Source organism: Lacimicrobium alkaliphilum, from assembly GCF_001466725.1.
In the GTDB taxonomy this organism is placed as follows: domain Bacteria; phylum Pseudomonadota; class Gammaproteobacteria; order Enterobacterales; family Alteromonadaceae; genus Lacimicrobium; species Lacimicrobium alkaliphilum_B.
The window spans coordinates 253,944-280,837 of sequence record NZ_CP013650.1 but is presented as its reverse complement, the minus strand read 5'-3'; the positions used below and the strand labels follow the sequence as shown (position 1 = coordinate 280,837).

Below are 26,894 nucleotides of genomic sequence, written 5' to 3'. Positions count from 1 at the left end.
GAAACGCTGTCTGTGACCACAAATCAGCAATGTCATGAAAGGTAAGCGCAATGAAAAAAGAAATGCCGGAACTAACCCTCTACCATGACTGGGATTCATTGATGTCCTTTAAAGTCCGCGCCGCTCTGGCAGAAAAGCAACTGCCGTGGCAAAGTCAGCGGGTGGTATTACGAGAGTTTGAGCATCTGCAGACGGATTACTTACGGCTTAACCCCAATGGGGTCGTCCCGACGCTGGTGCATCAACAGGCGGTGATCACGGAGTCCAGCGTTATCAATGAATATCTGGAAGATGCATTTCCGGCCATTCCGCTAACGCCTTCTGCATCTGAAGGCAAAGCGAAGATGCGCCAGTGGTGCAAGTATTTCGATGATGAGATCCATCCGGCACTCAGGCCGCTGACCTTTGAGTTAATGATCCGTCAACGCTTTCGCACTATGCAAAAACAGCAACTGGAGCAACTGGTGCAGGCACACCCGATGCCGCAAAGAGCCGAGGCATTCCGAAAACTGGTGGGTACCGATACCGATATGCAAGCGGTGTTCAGTGCCATCGAGCGCGTACGCAATATCATCCGGAATCTGGCACAAAGAGTCAGCCACACGCCCTGGCTTGCAGGGTCTGACTACTCGCTAGCCGATACTGCCAGCATGGCACTGGTAGACAGACTTCAGCGTCTGCAGCTGGATTGTCTCTGGCAGGAGGCGCCAGAGACGGCGGACTGGCTGCAACGCCTGCAAACCCGCCCGGCATTTAGACAGGCTCAGCCTTCGGCGGATTTGCGTATGCCCTCACCCCAGCCTGAGATCATGGCCCGGGTCAGGCAAGAATTGCTGACGCCTGCCAGGCAGGCTGACTAAATCAGCTCACAGGCTTCATCAAAATCCAGCCGGGGCAGGCGCTGAAACAGCTTGTCGGTATCCCCGTAGCCCAGGGAGCACAAAAAGTTGCTCCTGATGCTGGTACCGGCAAAGAAGGTTTCATCGCAGATCTTGTTGTTGAATCCGGACATCGGCCCCACATCCAGCCCCAGTGCGCGGGCCGCGATCATCAGGTACGCGCCCTGCAGGGTGCCGTTGCGAAATGCCGAGGTGGCGGCCAGTTCGGCATTGTTCTCAAACATAGCCGCGGCATTGGGATTATGGGCAAAGAGTTTGGGCATCTGCCGGTAAAAGGCCTGATCATAAGCGATGATCACCGTCACAGGCGCACTCAGCACCTTGTTCACATTCAGCGGCGCCAGACAGGGTTTTAACCTGGCTCTGGCTTCATCACTCTTTATAAATACAAAGCGGCCCGGGCAACTGTTCATGCTGGTTGAGCCCATTTTGACGATGTCATACAACTGGCGCAACACGTCATCAGTCACCGGCTTATCCTGCCAGCCATTGTGGCTGCGGGCCTCACGAATAATCAGATCAAGGGCATCGTCATCCAGCGGTGCCACCTGTTTCTTTAATGCTCTGGCGCGTTTTTGAGCCTGCTCAATCTGTGCCTGCTGCTGCGCGCTGATTTGTACTGATGTCATAAGGTATTTCTCCTGTTTAAATGAGGCCGGAATAACTCACCACCGGCCCATTGAGTACAATTTGATTTTATTGTATACATAATATAGATTAAGGTACACCAGTTAGATAATTCAACAAAGAGCAGGATGATGGATGTAGTCAATGATTTGCTGCCGCTGGCAGCAATGATGTTAGTAACAGGTGCCGTAGCAGGAGTCCTGGCAGGGCTGCTTGGTGTCGGTGGTGGCATCGTGATCGTGCCGGTTCTGGATGTGGCGCTGAGTATTTACGGTGTGGAGCCGGACATCCGTATGCATGTGGCAGTCGCCACGTCACTGACCTGCATTATTTTTACCTCCATTTCATCGGCACGGGCTCATCATCAGAAGGGCTCGGTAGACATTCGCCTGGTCAGGGCCTGGGGCGGCTGGATATTGTTTGGTGCCCTGGCGGGTTCGGTGGCGGCCTCCTCTGTCAACAGTCTGGTGCTGTCAGCCATTTTCGGCATTGTGGCGCTGATTGTGGCGCTAAAAATGCTGCTGCCAGCCGACAATATTACCCTGAGCGATGACATTCCCACAGGCTTCGCGGCGCCCGCCCCGCCGCTGCTGATTGGCGGGTTGTCGAGCATGATGGGAATTGGCGGCGGCACATTGAGCGTGCCGGTACTGACCCTGCTCAACCAACCGATTCATCGCGCGGTGGGCACGGCCGCCTTATTTGGTTTGCTGATCAGTCTGCCCGGCGCCGCCGGATTTATTGTTTCCGGTTTCAACGATTATCGCCTGCCACCGGGCAGTTTCGGGTTCGTCAACCTGATTGGCGTGGCCCTGATTGCCCCGGTCACCGTAATGTTGGCCCCGGTCGGCGCGCGGATTGCTCACCGCCTGAATAAGCGTCAGTTAAGCACCCTATTTGGCAGCTTTCTGCTACTGGTGTCGCTGCGCATGCTGTACCAGACATTTGTCGGATGAACGCAATGATATACACATAAAAACAATCAAGACGCCACAGATATATATTTTTATTTATATCTGGAGGCGAATTAATTAGTCGATTTTCTGCCTCGGACAACGCACATTGAGGTATCAGAATCGCAGCCGGTGCCAGTGTGCACGTCAAAGGAGACCAAGATTATGAGCCAGTACGCTCTGACCCGATACATACAGGATAATACACCGCAAACGGCCATCGTTATCGGCCAGTTTCGCTATAACCTGGCCGATCTTTACCAGGCCGCCCATCCACAACAAAGCGCGCCCGGCTGGACCAGGGACAGTGATCGGTGTCTGGCCGACTGGCCTGATATCTCGGCGCAGCTGGATAGCCTGGCGGCACAGGCACCGGGGTTGGCCTCACAGGAAAAAATCACGCCGCTTGCCGATGATATCAGGCTGACCACCCCGTTTACGCCAACCACTATTTTTGGTACCGCGTCCAATTACCATGAACATGCAGAAGAAATGCAGACTGTACTGGCAGCCAAAGCCGACAGCTCACCTTATGTATTTATGAAGGCCACCAGCAGTATTGTCGCCAGCGGTGAAGATGTGGTGATGCCACCGGAGACCTCACAACTCGACTGGGAAGTGGAACTGGGCGTGGTCATCGGCAAACAGGCAAGGCGGGTCAAGGCCGCCGATGCGCTTGATTATATTGCCGGCTACACCGTGGTGAATGATATCTCTGCCCGTGACCTTAACCGTCGCAGCGACTACCCCTTTAAGCACGACTGGTTCCGCGGTAAAAGCTGGGACACCTTCTGCCCCATGGGACCGGTGTTTATGCCAAAACAGGCCATCGCCGACCCGCACAATGTCAGACTGGGTTTATGGCTCAACGGTAAGCAAATGCAGGACGGCAATACCAGTGAACTGATCTGGAACATCTTCGAGCAGATTGAGTATCTGTCGGGCATCTTAACCCTGCGCCCCGGAGACCTGATTATGACCGGCACTCCCGCAGGCGTGGGTAAGGGCATCGGCCTGTTTCTCAAAGCCGGAGACAAGCTCGAAGCCAGCGCAGAGGGCGTGGGCCATATCGTCAACACCGTGCGTGCCGAAGCCGTTTAACCTCAGTCCAAGGAGTTACTTATGTATACCCCCAAACCGACAAAACTCGGTCATCTGGTACTTAAAGTGCAGGATATTCAGCGCTCGGTGGCATTCTATCAGGACATCGTCGGACTGAAAATTTCAGACTGGATTGATGATCGTATGGTGTTTCTGCGCGCCGGCGAAGATCATCACGATCTGGCGCTGTTGCAGTTACCGCCCGATCAAATCAATAAACAGGATCCGGCCCAGTCCCGGGTTGAGCATTTTTCCTATCATGTTGAGTCCATCGACGAGATCAAAAAAATCACCCGTATGCTGGTCGACCGTGGCATCGAGATCGACCGCGGTCTGGGCCGTCACGGCCCCGGTGATAACACCTTTATCGTGTTTAAAGACCCCGACGGTAACAATGTGGAGTTCTATTCCGACATGTTGCAGATCACTGAAAGCAAGCCCTATCAGCCCTCGGTCTGGCCGGGCAATAAAATGTCCACTTTTGATCAGTGGGATCTTGAAAACTTTGTGGTCGAGCCGCCCGAGCGCATCAAGGCCATTATCGACAAACCGCAATAAGGAAAACACCTCATGGCAATCCTCAATATTGGTAAAGACCAACTCTATTATGAAGTGCATGGTAAAGGTGAGCCGCTGGTACTGGCCCACGGCCTGGGAGGCAACCATGCCATCTGGTATCAGCAGGTGGCCGTGCTGGCAAAGGCTTACCAGGTGATCACCTTTGACCACCGTGGCTTCGGCAATTCAACCGATCATGCCGGCCTCGGGCGCAGCGGTTTTGTGGATGACCTCAAAGCCCTGTTGGATCATCTGCAACTGGATAAAGTGGCGCTGATTGGTCAGTCTATGGGTGGTGGCACAGCCATTACCTTTGCCAGCCAGTACCCACAAAGGGTTGCTGCCCTGATGATTGCCGATTCCCTGCATGGTCTTAAAGAGGATGCGCAGGTGGCAGAGATCATGGATAAGGCCCGTGCCGAGACCGCCCAGCTAAGCCAGTTAGACAGAGTGCTGGGGGCGGAGTTTAAGCAGGCCAACCCCACTCAGGCACTGTTATACCGGCAAATCAGCAGCTTTAACCAGACCGATAAAACCAATCTGAGCGGCCAGTACGCGGCGCAGAAAGTGGCACCACAGCAGCTGGGCGAACTGGGATTCCCGGTGCTCTTTGTTGCCGGGCAGGATGATATTCTGTTCCCCATAGAGGCCATTCGCCTGGTGCAGGAACAGGTACCCAATTCATTTATTGTTGAGTTTGACCACTGCGGTCACTCGGCATTTTTCGAGAAGCCGGTGGAGTTTAATGACAGCCTCCTGAGCTTTTTACAAATGGCAGAACTGCAACCACTGAATCAGTCAGTGCACAGTAATTCCGCTGGTTACATTCACCCTTAATTCAATACAGGCGAATTCACATGACACAAATTAGCGTAGCGCAACAGGTAGTTGATGCCCTTAAGGAACTGGGTGTAAAACATGTATTCGGTGTTCCCAGCGGTGGTTGGGTAGACTATATGGAAGCCATTCGTACCACCGAGGGCATTGATTTTGTGCTGGCCACCCATGAGGGCGGTGCCGCCTTTATGGCCGATGTGTGCGGCAGAATCACCGGGGTACCCGGTGTCTGTTTTGGTACCTTCGGCCCCGGCGCCACCAATCTGGCCACTGGCGTCGGCAGTGCCTATCTGGACCGCTCCCCCATGATTGCCCTGACCGATGAAATGCCGGAGCACAAACGTGGCCGCATTGTGCAGATGGCCATGGATCATCAGGCCCTGTTCCAGCCTATTACCAAAAAGACCACCCGCCTTGAGCCCGGCAAGGTCAGAGAAATTCTGTTTGACGCCGCACAACTGGCACTTTCCGGTGTGCCCGGCCCGGTGCATGTGGGTTTACCGGTGGGCATGAGTGCCGAAAAAAGTACACCGCAAAACGTTACACCGCTGCCGGTGATCAAGGCCGATAAGGCCTCTGATGAGCAGCTTGAGAAGATGCAACAGCTGTTTACCCTGGCCAAAAAGCCGGTGATTGTGCTGGGCCTGCGCGCCGCCACGGCGGGCATTGGCGATGAAGTCGCGGCACTGGCAGAGAAGTTTAACGTGCCGGTGGTGATTAATCCCATGGCCAAAGGCATTCTTAAAGAGAGCCATCCCAGCTATGCCGGGGTATTATTCCACGCGCTGAGTGATGTGGTGGGGAAAACCCATCAACAGGCCGATCTGGTGGTCAGTATCGGTTATGACGAAGTGGAATTCAGCTACGAAGACTGGATGCCCGATGCGCCACTGGTGAGCCTGGATATCGTTGCCACCGATCTGGATACCAAAAACTACACCCTGGCCTGCGACGTACTGGGTGATATCCCCCATTCGGTTAAGCAGTTGCTGGCCACTGACTGCGTACCCAAGAACTGGGACTTACAGGAACTGGCGGCACGAAAAGCCGATATGTTTGCCCGCATGACGCCTCAGAATAGCGCCTTTGGCCCCTGCGCGGCGCTGGATATTCTAAGAGAAAAATTCCCGGCACAGGGCATTATGACCTGTGATGTGGGTGCCCATATTCACCTGATTGGTCAGAAATGGCCAACCCCCGAAGTGGGCCTGCAGATTATGACCAACGGCTGGTCAGCAATGGGCTTTGGTATTCCCTCGGCTATTGCCGCCAAACTCTGCCTGCCCGATACACCGGTGTGTTCGGTGGTGGGCGACGGCGGCTTTCTGATGACCGCCGGTGAACTGGCGGTAGCGGTAAGGGAAAACCTGAGCATTGTGTTTGTGCTGTTTACCGACAACGATCTGGCCCTCATTCGCATCAAACAGGAAAAGAAAAGCAACCCCATTTACGGCACGCCCATTCGTGAACGTGGCACCATCGGCGGCGACAACATCTTTGGTGTACCTGTGCTTAAAGCCTTTGATCAGAATGAGTACGCTCAGGCACTGGATAAAGCCTTTGCCATTGGCGGCCCGGTGATCGTTGAGGCCATTCTCGACTCGCGGGAATATGACAACCTGGTACTGCGCAAGGACAGGGGGTGATATGCAGGCACAGGCAATTACCCCATCAGCAGACAGGGCCGATGCACAAACCCTGTTAATTGACGGGCACTGGCAGGCGGGTAAAACCAGCATGACCATTCACAGCCCTTACGATAACAATGAGCTGGCCAGGGTGGCCTGCGCCGACAACGAGGACGCGCTGCGGGCAATCAGCAGCGCTCAATCGGCCTTTGCCCGTTACCGCCATCAGCCCAGTAAAGACAGGGCGCGGCTGTTACAGGACACCGCCAGACTGGTTGAATCGCGCCAGGAAAGCTTTGCCTGCACCATCAGCATGGAAACCGGCAAACCTATCACCGCGGCGCGTAAAGAGGTCAGGCGTTGTATCAATACCCTTAATCTGGCCGCCGAAGAAGCCATTCGCCTGGTGGGTGAAACCATCCGTTTTGACAGCTTCGAGGGCGGTGAGCAGCGCGTGGGGTATTATGAACATGTGCCACTGGGCGTGGTGGTGGCGATAACGCCCTTTAACGATCCGCTCAATCTGGCCGCCCATAAACTGGGCCCGGCGCTGGCCGCCGGCAATACGGTGGTACTCAAACCCTCACAACAGGCACCGCTGTCTGCGTTGCAACTGGTCAGGGCTTTGGTTGACTGCGGGCTGGAGCCCGGCAAAGTGAATGTGCTGACCGGTTATGCCCGGGATTTTGGCAACACCATGGTTGGTCATAAAGATGTGGCAATGGTGACCTACACCGGTGGCGAAGCCTCGGCGGAAGTGATTGCGAAAAATGCCGGGATTAAAAAGCTGGCCATGGAACTGGGTGCCAATTCACCGGTGATTGTGATGGACGACTGTGACATTGAGCGCGCCGTTGAAGCCTGCGTGTCCGGCTCTTACTCGGCAGTGGGACAGAACTGCATTGGTGTTCAGCGTATTTATGTACACCGCAATGTTTACGACACCTTCAGGGCCAAATTTGTGCGCCAGACCCGTCAGCTTAAAGTGGGTGATCCCTTGCTGGACGATACCGATCTTGGGCCCATGATCCACGAACGTGAAGCCATTCGTATCGAAAACTGGGTAAAAGAAGCAGTGCACAGCGGTGCCAATCTATTAGTAGGGGGCGTTCGCAACGGTGCCTGTTATCACCCAACTGCACTGGATAATGTGGCGCAAGACCAGAATCTTACCTGCCACGAAGCCTTTGGCCCGGTAGTCAGTCTGTATCCTTTTGACAGTGTGGACAATGCAATCGCTTTAGCGAATCAGGCCGACTACGCCATTCATGGGGCGGTGTTCACCAGCAATATCAACACTGCGCACAAGGTTTCGCGGGAGCTGGATGTGGCCGGGGTGATGGTCAATGACTCCACCGACTACCGCCTGGATGCCATGCCCTTCGGTGGCGCCCGGCGCGGCAGTATGGGCCGCGAAGGCGTGCGCTTTGCCATTAAGGAAATGACACAGACCAAAGTGATGTGCATTAATCTGGCCAACTGAGATATTGCGCCAGGCATGGCAGATAACGGGAAGCCTCCTTGTCTTCACTCGACCTGGCCAGCTGCTTTTATCAATCAGGCTTGCCGGAAACATTGTAGAGCCCAATTTATTGGGCCTAAATGGTTCGTGATTAAAAGCGAACAGGGCACTGGATTCCCGCCAACTACGCGCGGGAAAGACCGCCTGTCATGCCCGAGTGCCGTTATCGGGCATCCAGTGGCTTTTACGAAAACAAACCAACCTCAGCGTTGCGAAGAACGCAGAGCGATCTATTTAGGGCCCAATTTATTGGGATTATATGATTAACCTTCTCCTACTCTCTGATTTACCAGGGCCATGCACACAAAGCCATGGTTATGTATATAAACAGTTGCAACTTAGCTGCCATCTCGTACTATAAGCTCAGTTTACCTTTTTAAGTATACAATCTATGGCCAACCTGACGATTTCCGATAAGATCTATAACCAGCTCTCTGCACAAATCATCTCCGGCGAGATCAAACCCGGGCAAAAACTTGAAGAGCAGGAAATTGCCAATCAGTTTGGCGTTTCCCGCACCCCGATTCGCGAAGCGTTTCGCCTGTTGCATACCAGTGGCCTGGTAGAAAGCAAAGCCCACCGTGGCGTCACCGTGATTGAACTGGATATCGAACAACTGGGCGATATGTACGAAGCCCTGCAGGAGCTGGAAGCCCTGTGCGCCCGTTTAAGTGCAGAGCGCATGACAGCGGTGGAGCGTAAGCAAATAGAGCGCATGCACCAACAATCCAAACAGGCCGTTGAAGAAGAAGATGTGGAACGCTTTGCCGAACTTAACGATCAGCTGCACAGTGCCATCCATCAGGGCTCGCGCAATAAAACATTATTGGAAACCATCGCCAAGATGCGCAAACGCCTGACGCTTTACCGGCAGCCCTGGTTGTTTGAAAAGCGTAACCGCCTGGAAACCTCATTCAGTGAACATGGCGAACTGGTTGACGCGATCCTCAAGGGCGATAAAGACAAAGCCTTTGACGCCATGCGCAACCATATCTCCAACACCAGCCTGGGTACTATTGACTATCTGATGAGCCAGAAGGCTTAAAGCATCAGGCTATAGAATGGATTGCCGCAATAAACATGCGGCTTTGGTTGGAATTCTGGCTGTACTGGCACACTACTTCCCTCGATTTTCTCTTTCAAACTCTGTGCTTAACTCAACCGGGTGGCAGTGTGCGATGACCTCAGTTGTGCCGACTTTTTCCGGATCGTCAGAGCTGAATCTAGTTGAGTTATAGCTTTGCTCGGCATGCCCAGGGCAATGGATATCCTCTGGCAGATTTTGCTCGTATATAGCACCCGACTAGGTTACAGAGGCAACTTCTGCACCTTGCATTATCTTCTTTGATCCGCGCTTAATTCTCTTATCCGGCAGTGGCTTGGGCCTGCGGGTAGCAATACCGGCTTACCCCCCACACAATTTTGGTTACCAGGCGGCGGACAAACGCAGAGGTCTCCTTCTTAGCTACCTGTATTCAGGCTAAGGGCCTCATCCGGAATATCTTTGCCACGGGGCAGTGCGTGTTGTTTCACAAAAATCTGCTCGGCAGTGTAGGAGTCAATGTGTGCAACATTAATCACATATGAGCGGTGTGCGCGGATAAAATACGGCGGCAAAGATTTTTGTGCCTCTTTCAGTGAGCTATACACCACTTTCTTTTCACCGTTTAGCAAGTGGTAGGTAACGTAATTGCCCAACCCCTCCAGGTATAAAATATCGCTGATTTTTAATCTGAATATACGCCTTTCGGCTTTCACTTCTATGTAATCAGCTTCAGCGGGAGCCTGGGCTTGTTGGTGTGTTGTCTCCAGTTGCTCGCGCACGGCGATATACATCTGAAATATCTTTGCTGTGCCTAACAGCAAGACGGTGGTATTAACCAGTAGGGCATTGCGCACCCAACTGCTCAAACTCAGGGTAAACCCAGTATCCACGGCTGGCATCAGTTGACTGAAGAAGAAGAAACCAACCAACATCTGCACCAGTCCGGCCCCCAGCACCAGCAATCCATAGCCCATGCAAAAGCTCCGGTAACGCCGTTCGGCCAGATAGTTGGGGATCAGCATATAGATCATTGCGTATGCAGCCAGAATGCGGGCGGGCATCAGAATAAACTCAAGATAAAAGGAGGCAAAATAGCCCTTATCAGGTGAATACCAAATCACACTAAATAGCAGGTAATACCCTGCCCAGAATATCAGGTGGGTCAGCAGCCTGGATTTAAAAAAATACAAATCAGGAAAACTTGGCGCCCATTGCCATTTTCTGGTCATGCAAATCCCGCCGTTTGCAATAAATTGTGCCTGATTCGCATAAATTCCCCCTCAGCGTCTGCGCAAACTCATAGTATTTCCCTGAACTGAAAACACAACCGTTTTGAACTCAGGGAACTCATTATGAAATTGAACACGTACAATCTATTTGGGCTTATCACCATGATGGCACTTGCCTCATGCCAGGCCCTGGCAGATGATCCTGACAGACGCGCACGCTGGCAAGCCAGCTTTAAAGCCGCCGAGCCCATTGGCAGGGAAATCACATCCATCGACGACCATTCCGCCTTACAACAGGCAGGTTTAAAAACCGGTGACATTTTGATCGCGGTAAACAACGAAGTCATTCGCGACGCCAACCATTGGTCTGATTTAACCTACAGTCTCAGAGCAGCGACTGACTATACGCTGACGGTCAAACGCAACAACAGGCAGCTGGATGTAATCACTCGCCTGCCGGGCGCCCCACTTGAGCAGTATCAGGGGCTGAACGTCGAGTACGGGTTTATTACCAGTGACTACGGGATACGGCAGCGCACAATCGTTACCCTACCCGAAGACACGTCAGACAAACTGGCTGCCATCTATGTGGTCGGTGGTTTGAGTTGCTCCAGCATTGAGTACCTTCCGGGGCGTAAATCAAACTTTATCCGCGCCCTGCAGGATGTCATCAGACAAACCAATATGATGGTATTCAGGGTAGAGAAGCCCGGCGTCGGCGACAGTGACGGGCGCTGCTCAGAAACCGACTTTAACACCGAGTTGAACGGTTATGAGGTAGCACTACAGCGGCTGTTGCAGGATCCAAGAATCGACCGCAACAAAGTCATTGTGTTGGGCAGCAGCATGGGAAGTGCGCTGGCTCCCTACCTTGCCAATAAATACCGCCTAAATGGTGTGATTTCCGACGGCAGTTTTTACCGTAGCTGGTTTGAACACATGCTGGAAATCGAGCGCCGCATCCAGACTATGAACGGTCATTCTCAGGCTGAGGTCAATCAACGTATCAATCAGGCATATATCCCGCTGTACTATGGCATGCTGATCGAAAAGAAAAGCTACCGTCAGGTGATCAACGAACACCCTTTGCTGGCCAGCTACAATTACCATGATGATGCACATATGTATGGTCGTCCGGTCGCCTTTTATCACCAGATGCAGGATTTTAATTTCGCCGGAGAATGGTCCAGCCTCACAGCCCCTGCCCGTATTCGCTGGGGAACCTACGACTGGATCATGTCGGAATATGATATTGATATGATTGCAGACACCCTGGCCGCAGCCGGGCACCCGGATTACGAAGTCGTCAAAGTACCGCATCTCGATCACTGGTACAGCTTACATCAGTCTGCTCTTGACTCCTATCAGGGCAAACCCGGTCGCTGGGATGACAGTATCAGCCAACAACTGGTGTCATGGGCAAAAACGCTGAATAACTAGCCTCTTTTGAGGGCGGAGATGTGCAAAGACTCCGCCCTAGGATCAGCTTACTACCCCACCAGTAGGGTCACCAGGCGGCGGATCAGCGGGGAGATCACCAAAACCACCGGAAAAGCCACCATAAAGCCAAACCCCCAGGCTTTTACCCAGATATACAGCAGCCCTTCAGGCAATCCCAGGTTATACAGCGTGACTACCAACGACATAATGCACGACATACTCAGCGACATAAAAAACGAGGTGAGCACGGCTTTAAAGCGGGGCGAGACCATTTACGGCTCCAGCAGTTGTACGCTGATATTTTCCAGCGCGTCGGTCACCACCACCTGGCAGGCCAGCCTGGAGCCCGATGTCGCAGTCGGTAGTTGCGCCAATATTTGTTGCTCACCGACATAAGGGGCGGGCACTTTTTCAGCTGATTCCGGCGGTAGCTGCACATGGCAGGTACCACAGCTGCAACAGCCACCGCAAATGGCCGCCATGCCGGGCAGATCGTTTTCCTGCGCCGCCACCATCAGGCTGACACCGGACTCTGCGTTGATGGTGATGGCGTTGCCATCGGGCTGAATAAATCGAATCGCGGTCATTGATGCCTCCTTAGTTGAGGTACTGGTAAAGGCTACGAAACAAAATCCATAGCGCCATCAGGGTCAGTAAGCCTTTGATCAACGGGAAAAACAGCTGAGCCGGAATATGGGCCCGTAAGCGGGTACCCAGCCAGGAACCCAGGGTCGCGCCCAGTACCGTACTGAGCAGCACGCTGGCATATTCTGAAAACCGGAATCCGATCACCACAAACACAGTGATTTTGCAGATATTGCCTATCAGCATAAACAATGAAGCGGTGGCGATGACGGCCTCTTTATCGGCCAGCTTTTTATACAACAAGGTCACCGCCAGCGGCCCCGGTGCTCCAACCAACAGCCCCAGCCCGCTCTGCAAGGCGCCAACCACAAAGAAGTTCTCAAACCGGCTCATCAGCCGGTCTACCCGCTCCGACCACAAGGAAAGTAACAGATAACAGGCAATAAACAGCGGGATCAACCGGGTGTCCAGCTGCACCAGAAGCAGGCTAAATACCGTTACTCCGACTATGGAGCCGAGCAGATATAACGGGATCAGCGACCAACAGGTTGCCGACAGATTAAACGCCAGCCGTGAACCATTGCTGGCCAGTTGTGTGACCGCATGCACCGGCACAATGGCCGCCGGGCTCACAAACAGCGGCAGCAACAGTACCAGGATCATGCCACCGCCCATGGCGCAAATTCCGGCCAGAGTTGAAGTGAGCGTGGTGAGAATAAACAACCATAGTTCCGCTGAACTCATTGGTGCCTGATCCGTAAAAATGAAAAAATCCCGGAGCCGTCACACAAACCAACTCCGGGACAAGGGAAGGCGAACATGGACGCCTCAAAACGGTGACTAAAGTGTCTTATAACTCTGTGTACCCACCCAGCCCCGTTCAGAAATATCTACCATGATATTTTCCGGGCCGTTCATCTTATACTCGGCGTTGTCTTTGGCCGGGTTTTTGCCCAGCCCCTGGGCCAGATTGACATCATGGCGGGGTTCGTAACCATTAGCCTTAAAACTTGCCACCATTTGTTCGATGTCATCACACTGAAAGCCGACATGGTGAAGGCCCACATAGCCCTGCGGAAACTCTTTGCCGGCAGCCGGGCCGTTTTTAAACTTAAGGATGGCCAGATTAATATTGCCATCGGTCATGTAGTAGCCGTTGGCATTGCGGCTGGCGACCACACCGGCCACTTTCCAGCCCAGTACATTCTCGAAAAAGGCTTTGCTCTTGTCCGGATCGTCGGAGGCCATGGCCAGATGTTTTAACTGAATCGGTGAACTTGGCTTTGCTGCCATAATCATTACTCCTGCAAGAATATTAACTGCCAACCCGCAGTGGCGCGGTCAGCGAACGTAAGGCTTCAATCACACTGAGTGCGGTAATACGCCCGGTGCCGGGATTCTCAACCGTGGGCACATTTTCGATAGTCATTTCGAAACTGGCGCTGTCAGCATCCACGCGGATGGTATGAGTGTTGCGGGTTTTATCCGGGTCGGCCCAGATTTCCAGTTCGGTGTTATCCGCACCCACGCCAGCCAGGCCAAGGGCTGCGGCCACATTGACATTAGACGGGAACAACCTGGCCCCCTCTGCGGCACTGCCTTTGAATACCCGCAAGGATTCGGTTAAACCCAGCAACTCAATCTGGTTTTCGACAATGTATTTAGCTTTAACCAGGGACGTGGGCGGCTTGCGGGTGACCATGCTGACCGAATAGATGGTTCCCAGTGCCGCAGCACGCACGGCGTCGAGCCCTAAAAACGCCCCGGTCGCCAGAATAATGCGACCATGGCAGCGCCGTGCCAGTTCAACCACTTTCGGGTTCTGCAATATGGCCGCACCACTTACCGTAATCAGGGTTTTACCCGCACTGAGGACTGGTTCGGCAATGTCCATAAAGGCTGCAGTGGGGGCACAATCCACCACCACATCGGCCTCTCTGGCAAGTTGCTGCGCATTAAGCAAGGCGACTGGCGTTTTCAGTTGCTGCATAGCCTGGCGGGCCTTATGTTCATTGCCTGAAGCAATGGCGCTCAGTGCCAGCCCTTCCATGCCCTCATCCAGAGCTTTGGCGACAACGCGGCCAATGGTACCGAAACCGGCGACCCCCACTCTGAGAACCTGAGTCATACTCCACCTGTCTTGATTAACATCATGAACAAAGAATACATTTATTATTTATTGTATACAAGTTATTTGTTTTGTTCTTTATGGCGATACACTGCCTGCCTCTGCTGGTCTGGACGGCAACACCGGGTACTTGCCCATCATCAGAATCAGTACACAGCAAATGATCATCGTTGCCGACATGGCCCACAGCACTTCTGTGTAGCGGCCGAGCAGATCGTAGGCCACGCCCATGATTAGGGGGCCAACGCTGGCACCTATTTTGAATCCGGAATAGCTGTAACCATAAATGACCCCAAAGGAACGATTACCAAAGTAACGACTGGTAAAATAAGCCATCACATCAAATTCAGCGCCAATGGCGATGCCGATAAGTGCGGTACATAAAGCCGCGGAATGACCGGTAGCCCCAAGTGCAAACGCTGCCAGGCCAATCACCGGGCCGAACATAAAGAACACCACCACATAGGGTGCAAAAAACTTATCCATCAGGTAACCGGCTACCAGCCGCCCGAGAATGATGGAAATCCCCAGATAGGCAAAGGTTTCCACTGCCTGTTGCAGGGTTAAACCACGGTCCATCATCATGGGTACCAGATGTACCAGCACTGTGGAGGTGGTCAGGCCGGTAATCAGAAAGGATGCGAACATTAGCCAGAAGGTTTTCTGCTTAAGGGCTTCTTTAGCGGTATAGCCAATCAGGGGTTTATCAGCGGTGGCCTGTGCCATGGTAGCTTTGGGCGCAGCTTGCGGTGCGATGCCATCTGGCTGCAGCCCCATATCTGCTGGCTTATTCCGCATCAGGAATTTGGTCATCGGCAATACCAGCACCAGAATAATCAGGCCAATAGCCAGATAGGCTTCGCGCCAGCTATACAGGTTAATAAAGTACGAAGCGATTAATGGCACCAGGGTTGTACCCAGCCCTACCCCTGCCAGGCCAATGCCCAGCGCCAGGCCACGTCGTTTGTTAAACCAGCTTACCAGTAATCTGGAATAAGTCAGCGGTGCGGTACCGGCACCCAGTAGCGGGATCAGAATACACATGGCATACAAATGCCAGATAGAAGAGGTCATCAGTGACATCGACGCTATGGTCACCGCGAACAATAAGGTGGAGGGTACCAGTACTTTTTTGGCGCCATATTTGTCCACCAGCGAGCCCACATAGGGGAAGAACAGAATGGCGGTAATGCCAATCACCGTCGAGCCAAAGGAAATCTGCCCGCGACTCCAGCCGAAGCTGCTCTCAAATTCCTTGATAAAAGTGCCAAAAGACATAGCAATAACGCTATAGCCAAAGGCCAGGCCGATGATCGACCCCACTACGATCCACCAGCCATAAAAGATGCCGGCGGGTTTTACTGTGCTCTGTTCTACTCGTTCATTCATGGGATTGCCCTCTGCTTATGAATACATTTAAATCTATTTGTATACATGTTGAGTGTCAAGAACACTTTATATAAATGTTATATTTTTGTTGGCATTGACAAGGTAACGACTGGCACAACTGTGAGTAATACCCCAATGCTGGCGCTGGCAGGAAAGTAACGGAACGGCCGGGGCAGCATGGCCCCGGCCTGTTAATCGTCAGAACTGATAGGTGACTGACACACCAAAGGTTCTGGGAGCTTTGTAGGATGAGAACACCGTATTGTCCCAGGCCGCGTACACTGTGGTGGAGGCAACGTTCTGTTCATCGGTAAGGTTTTTACCCCACAGTTGCACAGACCAGGTGTCATCCAGACTGGCCAGTTGCACACTGGCGTTAAGGGTGGTTTCGGAATCCACACTGGTCAGCGGATCATTGGAGTTATCAAAGAAGTACTCGTCCTGATACTGGTAATCCAGTCGCGCTGACCAATAGCCGCTTTCGGTTTCCCAGTCATAGGTAGCGGCCAGGTTCAGGCTGTGTTCCGGGGTACGGCGCATTCTGTTGCCCTGAAGATCATTGCCATCCACCTCGAAGGAGTCGGTAAATTCCGCATCAATAAAGCCGTAACTGCCGGTCAGGGTAAAATTGTCAGTGACCAGTGCGGTCAGCTCCAGTTCAACCCCTTTGGCTTCGCCGGTACCGTTTCTTACTTCCAGATCATCAGGCGTATTAGGGCCGGTTTCAACCCAGACCTGATTCTGCATATCGGTATACTGAGTGAAGAACACCGCAGCATTGAGACGCAGTCGGTCGTCAAAGGCCTGGGATTTAACGCCGACTTCGTGGTTAAGAGCAAATTCCGGCGCAAAGGCGAGAATTGCTTCTTCGGCACTTTCCGGGCCTTCACCGTTAAAGCCACCGGCTTTGTAACCTCTTGAGAGCGAGTAATAATAGAACAGGTCTTTGTCGGCTTTGTAATCCACCACCAGACTTGGTGTCCAGGCGTCCCATGATTCTGACGTGGACACATCATAACGCTCAACCCGGTTACCATTCAGATCCTGATGCAGGGTGTCGAAGTTATCAAAGCGGCGACCCCAGGCAACCGAGCGGAAGTCTTTTTTGTCTTCACTCCAGCGCAAGCCTGCGGTGACCCGCCACTGCTCATTGAAGTTATAACTGGCCTGGCCGAACACGGCGTAGCTGTCGGTGACATTCTCGGTAATATTGTACAACCTGCCCGTGGTGGTGCCCCACTGAGTATGGAACCAGTAATGCACCATTTCATCGCGCTCAATGTCTTCGCGCATATAGTAGGCACCCAGTTGCCAGTCCACCGCGCCACTGACACCGGCAAGGCGGAATTCCTGTGAAAACTGTGAGGAAGATTCATTTTTCTGCTGATACCACATATCGTCTACCTGCAACGCGGCTATTTCAGCGTCGTCAGCGACGGTATTGTTGGCCGGGTCTCCCCAGGGGTCAAAGAATACAGAGGTATCCACCAGCCCGGCGGCGGCATTTTCAAAGAAGGAAAACTCATTGTCACGGTAGGCGGTGATGGAAGTGAGGGTGGCTTTGGTCAGCTGATAATCAATCTTGGCACTCACCCCTTTGACTTCGGCTTTCTCAAAACCATCAAATTCGTTGCGGGCATGGCGGGGATCATCGCTGATAAAGGGCTGGTTACGGCCCTCACTATAGCTGATATAACGCACCGGCGGCACCGAATCAGAATCGGAGGCATCGGCACTGAGCAGTATTTCCAGATCATCACTGGGGGTAAATAATAACTGGCCTCGCAGACTATATCTGTCCATGGTGTCGGCATCATTGCCGGTATAGGTATTTTCGCCGAAACCGTCCCGTTTGGTGGCACTAAAGGCAAGCTTACCGCCCACGTTATCGGCAAGACCGCCGGTCACGTAGCCTTTGCCTTCAAGCAGGCCATAGTTACCCACATTCAGTTCCACTTTACCTTCGGGGTAAGCCTGAGAGGGCTTACGGGTAATAAAATTAATCGCCCCGCCCACCACGTTCTTTCCATATAAGGTGCCCTGAGGGCCACGCAGTACTTCAACACTGGCCAGATCGTAAAGATCCATGGCCGCGGCCACTCCGCGGGAAATATATACGCCGTCCACATACACGCCGATGGCAGCGCCGGCGCCCGCGCTTTCGATATCACTGCCGATACCACGCATAAACAGCTCCGGCTCCGCGGCGTTGTATACGTTCATCTGAAAGCCAGGCACGCGCTCAGCAATCCCATTAAGCGCATCGATGCGGGCATCATTGAGATCGTCGCCGCTGAAAGCAGAGATGGCGATGGGTGTTTCCTGCAGGCTCTCGACCTTATGTCTGGCAGTGACCTTAATCACTTCAATGGTTTTCGCCGACGATTCTGCGTCAACATCCTGCGCCATTGCGTTACCGGAAAGTACCAGGGCAATACTCATAGCCAGCGGATGGCGACGAATTAAAGGGTTTTTGGTCAATCTCATCTTGTGTACTCCTCCCCGGTAACCAGGGTTAAGGTTGTGATCCAATGGGCCAGAGAGACATTCCCCCGCCGCTGTGAAATAACCCTAAGGGAGGTGTTGTTATAATAGAAATACTTTGTTTCGCCTCTGCTATAACATAATTTACATATCCGTAACATTCGACATACCCGCCTGCATTGCTCGCCAGCGTCCGGCACAATCCATATAGTGTCACTGAGGTAATTAAAACCAAAAGTTGCCGCCTTCACCTTGTCACCGTAGCAGCGCCATCGGGCAGGCTGGTATCTTGGTAGCGCCTCAGACATATAATTAATGATATAGCTGGCTACATTATTATTATTTTTAACAAAAGGCACAACTCTCTAACATGACTTCATCAATGTCGTTTAGTAACGGCCGGAACCTATTGGCAGACATAATATGATCTATACCAGAGAACACTTCGAAAAACTGGATAAACAGGACCCACTGGCGGGATTTCGAGACCAGTTCGCACTGAATCCGGGAGAAATTTATCTTGATGGTAATTCCCTCGGTGCCCGCCCCAAAAAAGCCGCACAACGCGCCGCAGAAGTGCTGGAGCAGGAGTGGGGGCAAGACCTGATTCGCAGCTGGAACACCCATCATTGGTTTGAATTGCCTTATCGTATCGGCGATAAAATTGCCGGTCTTATCGGCGCCGACAAAGGCGAAGTGGTATGTACCGACGCCACCGGCATTAACCTGTATAAGGCTGTGGCCACGGCGCTCAAGCTCAACCCGCAGCGCAAAGTGGTATTGATGGAAGGCAGTAACTTTCCCACCAATAACTACATGATTCAGGGCCTGGTGGCGCAGCTTGGTAGTGACTTTGAAGTGCGCTTCGCCGAAGAGCACGAGTTTGCCGACAAAATCGATGAGCAGGTGGCAGTGGTGTGCCTGACTCAGGTTCACTACAAAAGTGGCCGTTTACTGGATATGCAGGCCATCACTGAACAGGCACAGCAAAAGGGCTGCCTGGTAGTCTGGGATCTTTGCCACAGCGCCGGCGCATTGCCGGTTGATCTCAATGCCGCCAACGCCGACCTGGCGGTAGGCTGTACCTATAAATACCTTAACGGTGGGCCCGGCAGTCAGGCCTTTATCTTTGTTGCCAAACGCCATCAGAACAAAGTTAACCAGCCGCTGAGTGGCTGGTGGGGGCACAACGCCCCCTTTAATTTTGAGCGGGATTATCAGCCTGGTGCAGGCATCAGCCAGATGCTGACGGGCACTCAGGGGATACTGAGCCTAGCCGTTACCGAAGTGGGCATTGACCTGATGGGCGCGGCAGATATGCAACAGATCCGCACAAAATCCCAGGCACTGACCCGGTACTTTATCGAACTGGTGGAGAGCCAGTGTGGCGAATACGGATTCAAACTGGTCAGCCCCCGTGATGAAGAACGACGTGGTAGCCAGGTGGCCTTCAGTCACGCCGACGGCTACCCCATTATGCAGGCGTTAATTGATGCCGGTGTGGTGGGTGATTTTCGTGCCCCCGATATCCTGCGGTTTGGCTTTGCCCCCCTGTACAACAGTTATGCAGATATCTGGGATGCGGTGCAACGCTTTAAAGAGATTATGCTCACAGAGCGCTGGCAGGAACCCCGTTTTAACCAACGTCATGCGGTTACCTGAGCCAAGCCGCATTTGTCAGTCATCAAGAGGAACTGAAATGTCATCCACTCCCACAGCACCACAATGGTCTTCGCATTTTGCCTTTATGATGGCCTCCATCGGCACTGCAGTGGGGCTGGCGAATATATGGCGTTTCCCCTACACCACCGGTACCAATGGTGGCGGTGCCTTTGTATTTATCTATATTGTGGCGGCGCTTTCGATCGCCATGCCGGTACTGATTGCCGAGCTGATGGTCGGCCGGCGCGGTCGCAACAGCCCGCCGCAGGCCATTGCCACCGTCGCCAGGGAATCAAGAGGCAACCCACTGTGGCGACATATGGGAAATCTGGGTGTATTCGGCGCGATTTTAGTCTTGTCTTTTTATGCCATTGTCGGCGGCTGGACCATGGCCTATGTGCTGGAACTGGCCTCCGGTAAATTACAGGGCATGGATGCAGGCGCAGTGGCCGGCGTGTTCGAGAATCTGCAGGCAGCACCCGGCCTTATCCTGTTCTGGCATATCCTGTTTCTGGCTCTGGTGGTGGGCATTTCTTCCCTGGGGCTGGCTGGTGGTGTCGAACGTCTGGTTAAGATCGTAATGCCGCTGTTGTTCGTGATGCTGCTGCTGATGGTGGGCTATGCCGCCTGGATCGGCGATTTTTCTGCCGCCTGGGCATTTCTGTTCACACCGGATTTTTCCAAAGTCACACCGGGGGTTGTGCTGGAAGCCACCGGACAAGCCTTCTTTTCAATCAGTGTCGGGCTGACCAATTTAATGGTCTATGGCGCCTATATGAATAAAAACACCTCTATTCCCCGCTCTTCCGTGACCATTGTGGCGGCCGATACTTTGGTGGCGCTGCTGGCGGGGCTGGCCATCTTTCCGATTATTTTCGCCTTCGGCCTGAACCCGGCAGAAGGACCCGGACTGGTTTTTGTCTCCTTGCCGGTAGCCTTTGCACAGATGCCCGCCGGTGCGCTGTTGGGTGCATTATTTTTTACCTTGCTGTTTTTTGCTGCCCTGACCTCTGCTATCTGCATGCTGGAAGTGCCAACATCCTGGTTAGTCAATAAAACAAACTGGTCACGCCGTCGCGCCACCTTCTGTGCCGGTTCGCTGGCCTGGGGGTTGGGCATTCTGGCCGCGTTGTCTTTCAATCTGCTGGCTGATGTGTATCCGCTTGGCTTTATCCCGGCTTTTGCGACGACCACCTTCTTTGGTCTGTTCGATTATTTCACCTCTAACATCGCCATGCCATTGGGCGGCATCTTTGTGGTGTTGTTCGTAGGCTGGGTGGTGGCCAGACATGTCAGTGCAGACGAGTTGGGCTGGTCGCAGCAGAGCAATCGCTACCGGCTGTGGCTATGGGTTTCAAGAGTTGTTGCACCCGGCGTATTAGTGCTGATGTTCATCAATAACTTCTGATCCCCTCACTATTTTCACCTTCACTATTACGAGGCCATTATGAGTAACAAAATTAATGCCGCCATCATCGGGCCCGGCAATATCGGCACCGACCTGCTCTACAAGGCACTGCGCAGCGAACATATCAATCCGGTACTGATGATAGGGGTTGATGCGGCGTCGGAGGGGTTAAAACGTGCCGACAAGTTGGGTATTAAAACCTGTTCCAAAGGTGTGGAAGGCGCACTGGAGCTGGTTAAGGAACTGAATATCGGTATCGCCTTTGATGCCACCTCGGCCTATGCCCATAAAGACAATGCCGAAAAGCTGAATACTCTGGGCGTTACTATGGTGGATCTGACCCCCGCTGCTATCGGCCCGTTTTGTGTACCGCCGGTGAATCTGAGCAAACTGGAGCCGGGCAAACTCGATAACGTCAATATGGTTACCTGCGGCGGTCAGGCCACCATTCCCATGGTAGCCGCTGTCAGCGACGTTCAGCCGGTCAGCTACGCCGAGATCGTGGCCACGGTTTCCAGCCGCTCTGTCGGGCCGGGCACCCGACAGAATATTGATGAATTTACCCGTACTACCGCACGTGCTGTAGAATCAGTGGGCGGAGCACAGCAGGGTAAAGCTATCATTATCATCAATCCGGCTGAGCCTCCGCTGATTATGCGCGACACTATTCACTGCCTGTGTGACAGCCAACCCGATGAGCAGGCCATTACCGAATCAGTATTGAAAATGGTTGAAAAGGTACAAGCCTACGTACCCGGATACCGGCTTAAAAACGGCCCGGTGTTCGACGGCAAGAAAGTGTCTATTTACCTGGAGGTTGAAGGCAGAGGCGACTTTTTACCCCATTACGCCGGCAATCTGGACATTATGACCGCAGCCGGTCTGCACACCGCCGAATTGATTGCCGCGCATAAACTGGCCTGAGGAGAATGCTATGAATCTGACCAATAAAGCTGTCACCTTGCATGATATGAGCCTGCGCGACGGCATGCATGCCAAACAGCACCAAATTACGCTGCAACAAATGATTGATATTGCCACCGGTCTTGATGACGCGGGCATGCCCATGATTGAAGTGACCCACGGCGACGGGCTGGGAGGGGCGTCACTGAATTACGGCTTTGCCGCTCACAGTGACGAGGACTACCTCAAAGCCGTTATTCCCAAACTGCGTCAGGCCAAAGTCTCTGCGTTGCTGCTGCCTGGTATCGGCACTGTGGATCATCTGCGTATGGCAAAAGATCTCGGCGTAAGCTGTATCCGGGTTGCCACCCATTGCACCGAAGCGGATGTATCGGAGCAGCATATCGGCCTGTCTGCCAAACTGGGACTGGATACCGTCGGCTTTCTGATGATGGCCCATATGATCAGCGCCGAGCAGTTACTGGAACAGGCAAAGTTAATGGAGTCATACGGTGCAAACTGTATTTATTGCACCGATTCTGCCGGGTTTATGCTGCCCGATGAGGTGACCGCCAAAATCGGGCTGCTGCGTCAGCACCTTTCAGACAAAACGGAAATCGGTTTTCACGGCCATCATAATCTGGCCATGGGCGTAGCCAATTCCCTTGCGGCTATCGAAGCTGGCGCTTCACGTATCGACGGCTCTGTGGCCGGGCTGGGTGCCGGAGCCGGCAATACTCCCCTTGAGGTACTGGTTGCCGTGCTGGATCGCATGGGCGCCAAACACAATATCGATCTGTACAAAATCATGGACGTAGCAGAGGATCTGGTTGTTCCCATGATGGACCAGCCAATCCGTGTTGACCGGGATTCGCTGACACTGGGCTATGCCGGTGTTTACTCCTCATTCCTGTTATTTGCCAAACGGGCCGAAGCGCGCCACGGTGTCAGCGCCAGAGATATTCTGGTGGAGCTGGGCAAACGCGGTACCGTCGGTGGCCAGGAAGATATGATCGAAGACCTGGCACTGGATATGGCCCGCCAGGAACTGTAGGTCGGAATTTATTCCGACGCAATCCCTGGCGTACATACGTTGTCGGGCTGAAGCCCGACCTACATTGCTCAACCGAAGACATGAAAAAACACCGTAGCCCGTGATGCAGCGAAGCGGAATCCGGGAACAGAACAGCATCCCGCAATCCGCTGCGCTCCTTGCAGGCTACCTTTATTGTAAGGTCGAAAGCGAATACATGGATGTATTGTTTCGCGAACCTAAGGATGGAATTTATTCGCCCAGATAGGCCGAAGGCTAACCCCATATGCCCAATAAATTTGGCTCTGCCCTTCTTTCTACCCCGAGTAAAGTTGCCTTGTTTTGCAAACCGCAGGATGGAACTGTTTCCGACACAATCCCTGCCATGCATACGTTGTCGGGCTGAAGCCCGATCTACATTGCTCAACCGAAGACATGAAAAACACTGTAGCCCGAGATGCAGCGAAGCGGAATCCGGGAACAGAACAACATCCCGCAATCCGCTACGCTCCTTGCAGGCTACACCAAAGTCAAAAACGAATACCAGGATGTATTGTTTTGCGAACCGAAGGGTGGAACTGACTCCGACAAAATCCCCCTGTTTGGACTGTCTGGCTAAAGCCCGTCCTGCATTACCCATCCAAAGACATAAAAAAGGGAGCCTTGAGCTCCCTATATTAGTATAAAGACTGTTGATCCTAAGGCCTGGGTGGCCAGGGTGTCTTTGGTGCGCTGAAGCTCGGCTCACCGAGTACGGGGCTCGACAGGGCGTAAAAGCCATGGTTGGTAAATAACCAGAACAGATTGCGATCATATTCCACATAAACCGCATGTGACAGATTCCCCATGGCATAACTGGCCACCTTGTCCGGCGCAAAAGGCGGCACAAAGTAGGCACTGATTTGCGGTTTTTCAGGGTTGGAGACGTCGAACACCTGCAAACCGGCGTTATAGAAGTTAAAGGGCAAAATGCCCTGCTTCGCGACCCCGGGTTGATGATAAGCCCCGGTGCGTTTTGGCCCGAAACTGCCACGGCGCTGACAAAAATCAGTAAAGGCGGCATCTGCAGGCGGTTTCGGCCTCGGCATAACGCCCTTTTCCACCGGATTAGTTGGATCAGAGACATCGATGATGTGAATATTCTTGTAAGGCTCGTAGCAATCTTCATTTAGCGGGTAACCACTAAAATAGACCAGCCCGGTTTCCTCCACCTGAGAAACGTCGATAAAGTCACCTTCGGTACCGGCGATATTGGGCGGGAATTTCAGGTTACCGACCACCTGCATATTGCTGGGGTCACTGATATCCACTACGTAAAAGCCCAGTCCTCCCATAGCGGCATAGCCATAGCGGGAATCTTTATGGGGCAGAAACAGTGCCATACGGGCACCCATCCATGAAGTACGATTACCCACCCGCGCGTCGGCCCTGTACACGGCCTCATGTTCGGGGTCGCCAATAATCTGGCCAGGAACGGACAGCATATCCAGTAATCTGGGGTTTGCCGGGTCTGACATATCCCAGGCCTGATAGCCGGCGCTGTAGAGGTCATTAGGATACTCAGTGAGACCATAACGTTTATCAGGTGCCGCCGCCACGTACATAATGCCATCACCATAATAGGCCGGAATATCACGCACACCGGAACCCTGCTGCTCGCCCACCGGCGCATCCGGATTGAGAATATCGGTGGTGCGTTCGGCCAGTAAGGTCCAGTCTTGAGGCATTGGCCCTTTCATTTCATAGACTTTAAAGCCTTTAAGGTGCGGACTTTTACGAATCGCCTCAACCTTGTCCGGCTGACGGTATTTATCGCGCAGCAAACCAAAACGACGGATCTCGTATGCCTGCACCATCACATAGTTTTGCCGCACATCGCTCCACTGGATGGAGGCCGCACCCATCATTTCGCCTTCAGGAAACGGGTTAACCGGCTCACCGCCGCCTTCAGGCCCCCAGGTATGGCCTTTGGTCAGCAGCAGTTCAACCTTCTTTGGATTAGTGATATCGAAAATTTTCAGATCGCCGCGTACATACTGGTAAAGGTAACGCTTACCGTCAAAATCCACGATATTCTGCCAGGTATGGAAGGGCTCAACCTGTATCGGATAGTAGGCTTCCACCTTCATATTTTTGATATAGCTGTTGGTATCCCAGTAATCCAGTTGTCCGGCAAACGGATGCGAATCATGGGATTCTGGCGTGGCCACCGGATGTTTGAAGCTGCCATCACTTTGCATACCATAGCTGCCGGGTGCTGGCGGATTAGGGCTGCGATCGGTCGACATACCGGCCTGTATTCTGACCATAGGATCGTCTATGTTAATCGGCGCATCTTTGCTGATATCCCACGGGCTGGCCTGACTGCTTCCCATCATTGCCAGCGCTAAAAGCACTGATGAGCTGATACGGTTTACTTTGTTCATAATGACTCCTGCAGACACGATGGTCGTTGCTGTTATCGGATTTAATCCAGGCTAAAAAATTCAGCGGCGTTGCCAGCCAAAATGCGTGATTTAACGCTGTCATTAATTGTTGGATGAGTTTTCACCAGCTCACCGATCACCTGTTCACCCAACGGGAAAGGGTAATCCGAACCCAGCATGATCCGTTCTGCCCCCATGGTTTTAACTAATAAATCCAGGGCATCAGGATGAAACACGGCAGAGTCGACGTAGAATCTGTCCATATAGCTGGACGGCAGGTTGGGACAATCCTGTCGCACTATATCGCGGTGCCGCCAGGCATTATCCACGCGACCAATCAGGTAAGGGAAACTGCCACCACCGTGGGCGAAACAAATTTTCAGACTCTCAGGTAAGCGCTCAAATGCGCCCGAGAGGATCAACGATAAGATGGATAACTGGGTTTCAGCTGGCATCGCCACCAGCCAGGGCAGCATATAGTTAGGCATCCGTTCCGGCGCCATCATGTCCCAGGGATGAATCAGCACCGGCGCGCCAATATCAGCGCAATGGTGCAAAAAGCTGACGATGCCCTCATCATCCAGATTTTTCAGACCCACATGGTTGCCAATCTGCACACCCACATGACCATTTTCCATGCAGCGGGAAACTTCTTTGCAGGCTGCGTCGATGTCCTGCATCGGCACCTGGCACAGCGCTTTGAGGCGACCGGGTGCAGGCTGGCACATTTCCAATGCCTGATCATTCAGCCACTCGGCCAGCGCCAGGGTTTGTTCAACAGGCCGGTGATACGCAAATAAGACCGGGGTAGCACAGATGATCTGCGTATCTATCTCCAATAGATCCATATCCGCCAGCCGTTTACTGGTATCCCAGCAGGCATGGGTAATGGGCCGGAAGACTTTGCCGTCAATCATAATATCGGCCTGCTCAGCATTTCGGTGTACGACTGTGGGCCAGCCGTTGTTAGCAAAACGGCTGGCAAAATCGGGCACCGTGGCCGGGAAAAAGTGCGAGTGCATATCAATAAGTTTCAT

Annotated in this window: 24 protein-coding genes; 13 read left to right on the top strand and 11 right to left on the bottom strand. The window is 53.0% G+C overall.

From position 1 onward, the window contains the following. The first annotated feature begins 50 nt into the window (after window positions 1-50). A complete protein-coding gene (locus AT746_RS01395; protein WP_062475416.1) occupies window positions 51-860 on the top strand; it encodes a glutathione S-transferase family protein in 810 nt (269 codons plus the stop codon). Here AT746_RS01395 and AT746_RS01390 read toward each other — a convergent pair. After that, complete coding sequence (locus tag AT746_RS01390; protein ID WP_082633105.1) at window positions 857-1,528, bottom strand: malonic semialdehyde reductase; 672 nt, start codon at window positions 1,526-1,528, stop codon at window positions 857-859. The two genes, AT746_RS01395 and AT746_RS01390, sit on opposite strands and share 4 nt — an antisense overlap. A 126-nt stretch (window positions 1,529-1,654) precedes the next feature. Between AT746_RS01390 and AT746_RS01385 the strand changes: the two genes are divergently transcribed. From AT746_RS01385 to AT746_RS01355, 7 genes are all read left to right on the top strand, one after another. Next, window positions 1,655-2,482 (top strand): sulfite exporter TauE/SafE family protein, encoded by an 828-nt coding sequence (locus AT746_RS01385; RefSeq protein WP_082633104.1) that lies wholly within the window; start codon window positions 1,655-1,657, stop codon window positions 2,480-2,482. A 162-nt stretch (window positions 2,483-2,644) separates the two neighbouring features. Continuing rightward, complete coding sequence (locus AT746_RS01380; protein WP_062475410.1) at window positions 2,645-3,580, top strand: fumarylacetoacetate hydrolase family protein; 936 nt, start codon at window positions 2,645-2,647, stop codon at window positions 3,578-3,580. A gap of 21 nt (window positions 3,581-3,601) precedes the next feature. Next, window positions 3,602-4,138 (top strand): VOC family protein, encoded by a 537-nt coding sequence (locus AT746_RS01375; protein WP_062475409.1) that lies wholly within the window; start codon window positions 3,602-3,604, stop codon window positions 4,136-4,138. 12 nt (window positions 4,139-4,150) lie between these two features. After that, window positions 4,151-4,975, top strand: a complete 825-nt coding sequence (locus tag AT746_RS01370) for an alpha/beta fold hydrolase (RefSeq protein WP_062475407.1) — start codon at window positions 4,151-4,153, stop codon at window positions 4,973-4,975. 20 nt (window positions 4,976-4,995) lie between these two features. Then, complete coding sequence (locus AT746_RS01365) at window positions 4,996-6,621, top strand: thiamine pyrophosphate-binding protein (protein ID WP_062475405.1); 1,626 nt, start codon at window positions 4,996-4,998, stop codon at window positions 6,619-6,621. A 1-nt stretch (window position 6,622) separates the two neighbouring features. Further along, window positions 6,623-8,086, top strand: a complete 1,464-nt coding sequence (locus AT746_RS01360; RefSeq protein ID WP_156413596.1) for an aldehyde dehydrogenase family protein — start codon at window positions 6,623-6,625, stop codon at window positions 8,084-8,086. 430 nt (window positions 8,087-8,516) lie between these two features. Beyond that, on the top strand, window positions 8,517-9,170 hold the full coding sequence (locus AT746_RS01355) for a GntR family transcriptional regulator (RefSeq protein WP_062475402.1): 654 nt from the start codon (window positions 8,517-8,519) through the stop codon (window positions 9,168-9,170). Between the two features lie 416 nt (window positions 9,171-9,586). On the opposite strand, the gene AT746_RS01350 is transcribed toward AT746_RS01355, so the two are convergent. Then, window positions 9,587-10,399 (bottom strand): LytR/AlgR family response regulator transcription factor, encoded by an 813-nt coding sequence (locus AT746_RS01350; RefSeq protein ID WP_062475399.1) that lies wholly within the window; start codon window positions 10,397-10,399, stop codon window positions 9,587-9,589. A 123-nt stretch (window positions 10,400-10,522) separates the two neighbouring features. Between AT746_RS01350 and AT746_RS01345 the strand changes: the two genes are divergently transcribed. Beyond that, a complete protein-coding gene (locus tag AT746_RS01345; RefSeq protein WP_062475396.1) occupies window positions 10,523-11,839 on the top strand; it encodes an alpha/beta fold hydrolase in 1,317 nt (438 codons plus the stop codon). Between the two features lie 50 nt (window positions 11,840-11,889). Here AT746_RS01345 and AT746_RS01340 read toward each other — a convergent pair whose 3' ends face one another. From AT746_RS01340 to AT746_RS01310, 7 genes are all read right to left on the bottom strand, one after another. After that, window positions 11,890-12,111, bottom strand: a complete 222-nt coding sequence (locus AT746_RS01340; protein WP_062475393.1) for a DUF2798 domain-containing protein — start codon at window positions 12,109-12,111, stop codon at window positions 11,890-11,892. Beyond that, window positions 12,112-12,426, bottom strand: a complete 315-nt coding sequence (locus AT746_RS01335) for a 2Fe-2S iron-sulfur cluster-binding protein (RefSeq protein ID WP_062475390.1) — start codon at window positions 12,424-12,426, stop codon at window positions 12,112-12,114. Window positions 12,427-12,436: 10 nt separating this feature from the next. Then, on the bottom strand, window positions 12,437-13,168 hold the full coding sequence (locus AT746_RS01330) for a sulfite exporter TauE/SafE family protein (RefSeq protein WP_082633103.1): 732 nt from the start codon (window positions 13,166-13,168) through the stop codon (window positions 12,437-12,439). A gap of 96 nt (window positions 13,169-13,264) precedes the next feature. After that, on the bottom strand, window positions 13,265-13,717 hold the full coding sequence (locus AT746_RS01325) for a VOC family protein (protein WP_062483846.1): 453 nt from the start codon (window positions 13,715-13,717) through the stop codon (window positions 13,265-13,267). A 22-nt stretch (window positions 13,718-13,739) separates the two neighbouring features. Beyond that, window positions 13,740-14,552: an aspartate dehydrogenase gene (locus AT746_RS01320; RefSeq protein WP_062475384.1), complete on the bottom strand. Its 813-nt coding sequence runs from the start codon at window positions 14,550-14,552 to the stop codon at window positions 13,740-13,742. Between the two features lie 78 nt (window positions 14,553-14,630). Beyond that, a complete protein-coding gene (locus tag AT746_RS01315) occupies window positions 14,631-15,941 on the bottom strand; it encodes an MFS transporter (protein ID WP_062475380.1) in 1,311 nt (436 codons plus the stop codon). Window positions 15,942-16,139: 198 nt separating this feature from the next. Beyond that, a complete protein-coding gene (locus AT746_RS01310) occupies window positions 16,140-18,428 on the bottom strand; it encodes a TonB-dependent receptor (RefSeq protein ID WP_062475378.1) in 2,289 nt (762 codons plus the stop codon). A gap of 420 nt (window positions 18,429-18,848) precedes the next feature. Here AT746_RS01310 and kynU point away from each other — a divergent pair, with 420 nt between their 5' ends. From kynU to dmpG, 4 genes are read left to right on the top strand one after another with little or no spacing between them, the layout of a single operon-like run. After that, entirely contained in the window at window positions 18,849-20,087 is a 1,239-nt protein-coding gene (gene kynU / locus AT746_RS01305) for a kynureninase (protein WP_082633102.1), read from the top strand. 37 nt (window positions 20,088-20,124) lie between these two features. After that, the gene (locus tag AT746_RS01300; protein WP_062475372.1) at window positions 20,125-21,495 is read left to right on the top strand and encodes a sodium-dependent transporter; all 1,371 of its coding nucleotides are present in this window, start codon (window positions 20,125-20,127) and stop codon (window positions 21,493-21,495) included. Between the two features lie 39 nt (window positions 21,496-21,534). Then, a complete protein-coding gene (locus AT746_RS01295) occupies window positions 21,535-22,419 on the top strand; it encodes an acetaldehyde dehydrogenase (acetylating) (RefSeq protein WP_062475369.1) in 885 nt (294 codons plus the stop codon). Between the two features lie 10 nt (window positions 22,420-22,429). Next, the gene (gene dmpG / locus AT746_RS01290; protein WP_062475366.1) at window positions 22,430-23,452 is read left to right on the top strand and encodes a 4-hydroxy-2-oxovalerate aldolase; all 1,023 of its coding nucleotides are present in this window, start codon (window positions 22,430-22,432) and stop codon (window positions 23,450-23,452) included. Window positions 23,453-24,129: 677 nt separating this feature from the next. On the opposite strand, the gene AT746_RS01285 is transcribed toward dmpG, so the two are convergent. Continuing rightward, a complete protein-coding gene (locus AT746_RS01285) occupies window positions 24,130-25,857 on the bottom strand; it encodes an LVIVD repeat-containing protein (protein ID WP_062475363.1) in 1,728 nt (575 codons plus the stop codon). A 41-nt stretch (window positions 25,858-25,898) separates the two neighbouring features. After that, complete coding sequence (locus tag AT746_RS01280; protein ID WP_062475360.1) at window positions 25,899-26,894, bottom strand: amidohydrolase family protein; 996 nt, start codon at window positions 26,892-26,894, stop codon at window positions 25,899-25,901.

Excerpts from the sequence above, each read along its gene's own strand:
- AT746_RS01340 (WP_062475393.1), bottom strand. The coding sequence starts at position 12,111 with ATGGTCTCGCCCCGCTTTAAAGCCGTGCTCACCTCGTTTTTTATGTCG.
- AT746_RS01395 (WP_062475416.1), top strand. The coding sequence starts at position 51 with ATGAAAAAAGAAATGCCGGAACTAACCCTCTACCATGACTGGGATTCA.
- AT746_RS01345 (WP_062475396.1), top strand. The coding sequence starts at position 10,523 with ATGAAATTGAACACGTACAATCTATTTGGGCTTATCACCATGATGGCA.
- AT746_RS01320 (WP_062475384.1), bottom strand. The coding sequence starts at position 14,552 with ATGACTCAGGTTCTCAGAGTGGGGGTCGCCGGTTTCGGTACCATTGGC.
- AT746_RS01385 (WP_082633104.1), top strand. The coding sequence starts at position 1,655 with ATGATGGATGTAGTCAATGATTTGCTGCCGCTGGCAGCAATGATGTTA.
- dmpG (WP_062475366.1), top strand. The coding sequence starts at position 22,430 with ATGAATCTGACCAATAAAGCTGTCACCTTGCATGATATGAGCCTGCGC.
- AT746_RS01280 (WP_062475360.1), bottom strand. The coding sequence starts at position 26,894 with ATGAAACTTATTGATATGCACTCGCACTTTTTCCCGGCCACGGTGCCC.
- AT746_RS01300 (WP_062475372.1), top strand. The coding sequence starts at position 20,125 with ATGTCATCCACTCCCACAGCACCACAATGGTCTTCGCATTTTGCCTTT.
- AT746_RS01360 (WP_156413596.1), top strand. The coding sequence starts at position 6,623 with ATGCAGGCACAGGCAATTACCCCATCAGCAGACAGGGCCGATGCACAA.
- AT746_RS01365 (WP_062475405.1), top strand. The coding sequence starts at position 4,996 with ATGACACAAATTAGCGTAGCGCAACAGGTAGTTGATGCCCTTAAGGAA.
- AT746_RS01330 (WP_082633103.1), bottom strand. The coding sequence starts at position 13,168 with ATGAGTTCAGCGGAACTATGGTTGTTTATTCTCACCACGCTCACTTCA.
- AT746_RS01375 (WP_062475409.1), top strand. The coding sequence starts at position 3,602 with ATGTATACCCCCAAACCGACAAAACTCGGTCATCTGGTACTTAAAGTG.
- AT746_RS01315 (WP_062475380.1), bottom strand. The coding sequence starts at position 15,941 with ATGAATGAACGAGTAGAACAGAGCACAGTAAAACCCGCCGGCATCTTT.
- AT746_RS01350 (WP_062475399.1), bottom strand. The coding sequence starts at position 10,399 with ATGACCAGAAAATGGCAATGGGCGCCAAGTTTTCCTGATTTGTATTTT.
- AT746_RS01355 (WP_062475402.1), top strand. The coding sequence starts at position 8,517 with ATGGCCAACCTGACGATTTCCGATAAGATCTATAACCAGCTCTCTGCA.
- AT746_RS01295 (WP_062475369.1), top strand. The coding sequence starts at position 21,535 with ATGAGTAACAAAATTAATGCCGCCATCATCGGGCCCGGCAATATCGGC.
- AT746_RS01285 (WP_062475363.1), bottom strand. The coding sequence starts at position 25,857 with ATGAACAAAGTAAACCGTATCAGCTCATCAGTGCTTTTAGCGCTGGCA.
- AT746_RS01325 (WP_062483846.1), bottom strand. The coding sequence starts at position 13,717 with ATGGCAGCAAAGCCAAGTTCACCGATTCAGTTAAAACATCTGGCCATG.
- AT746_RS01310 (WP_062475378.1), bottom strand. The coding sequence starts at position 18,428 with ATGAGATTGACCAAAAACCCTTTAATTCGTCGCCATCCGCTGGCTATG.
- kynU (WP_082633102.1), top strand. The coding sequence starts at position 18,849 with ATGATCTATACCAGAGAACACTTCGAAAAACTGGATAAACAGGACCCA.
- AT746_RS01390 (WP_082633105.1), bottom strand. The coding sequence starts at position 1,528 with ATGACATCAGTACAAATCAGCGCGCAGCAGCAGGCACAGATTGAGCAG.
- AT746_RS01380 (WP_062475410.1), top strand. The coding sequence starts at position 2,645 with ATGAGCCAGTACGCTCTGACCCGATACATACAGGATAATACACCGCAA.
- AT746_RS01335 (WP_062475390.1), bottom strand. The coding sequence starts at position 12,426 with ATGACCGCGATTCGATTTATTCAGCCCGATGGCAACGCCATCACCATC.
- AT746_RS01370 (WP_062475407.1), top strand. The coding sequence starts at position 4,151 with ATGGCAATCCTCAATATTGGTAAAGACCAACTCTATTATGAAGTGCAT.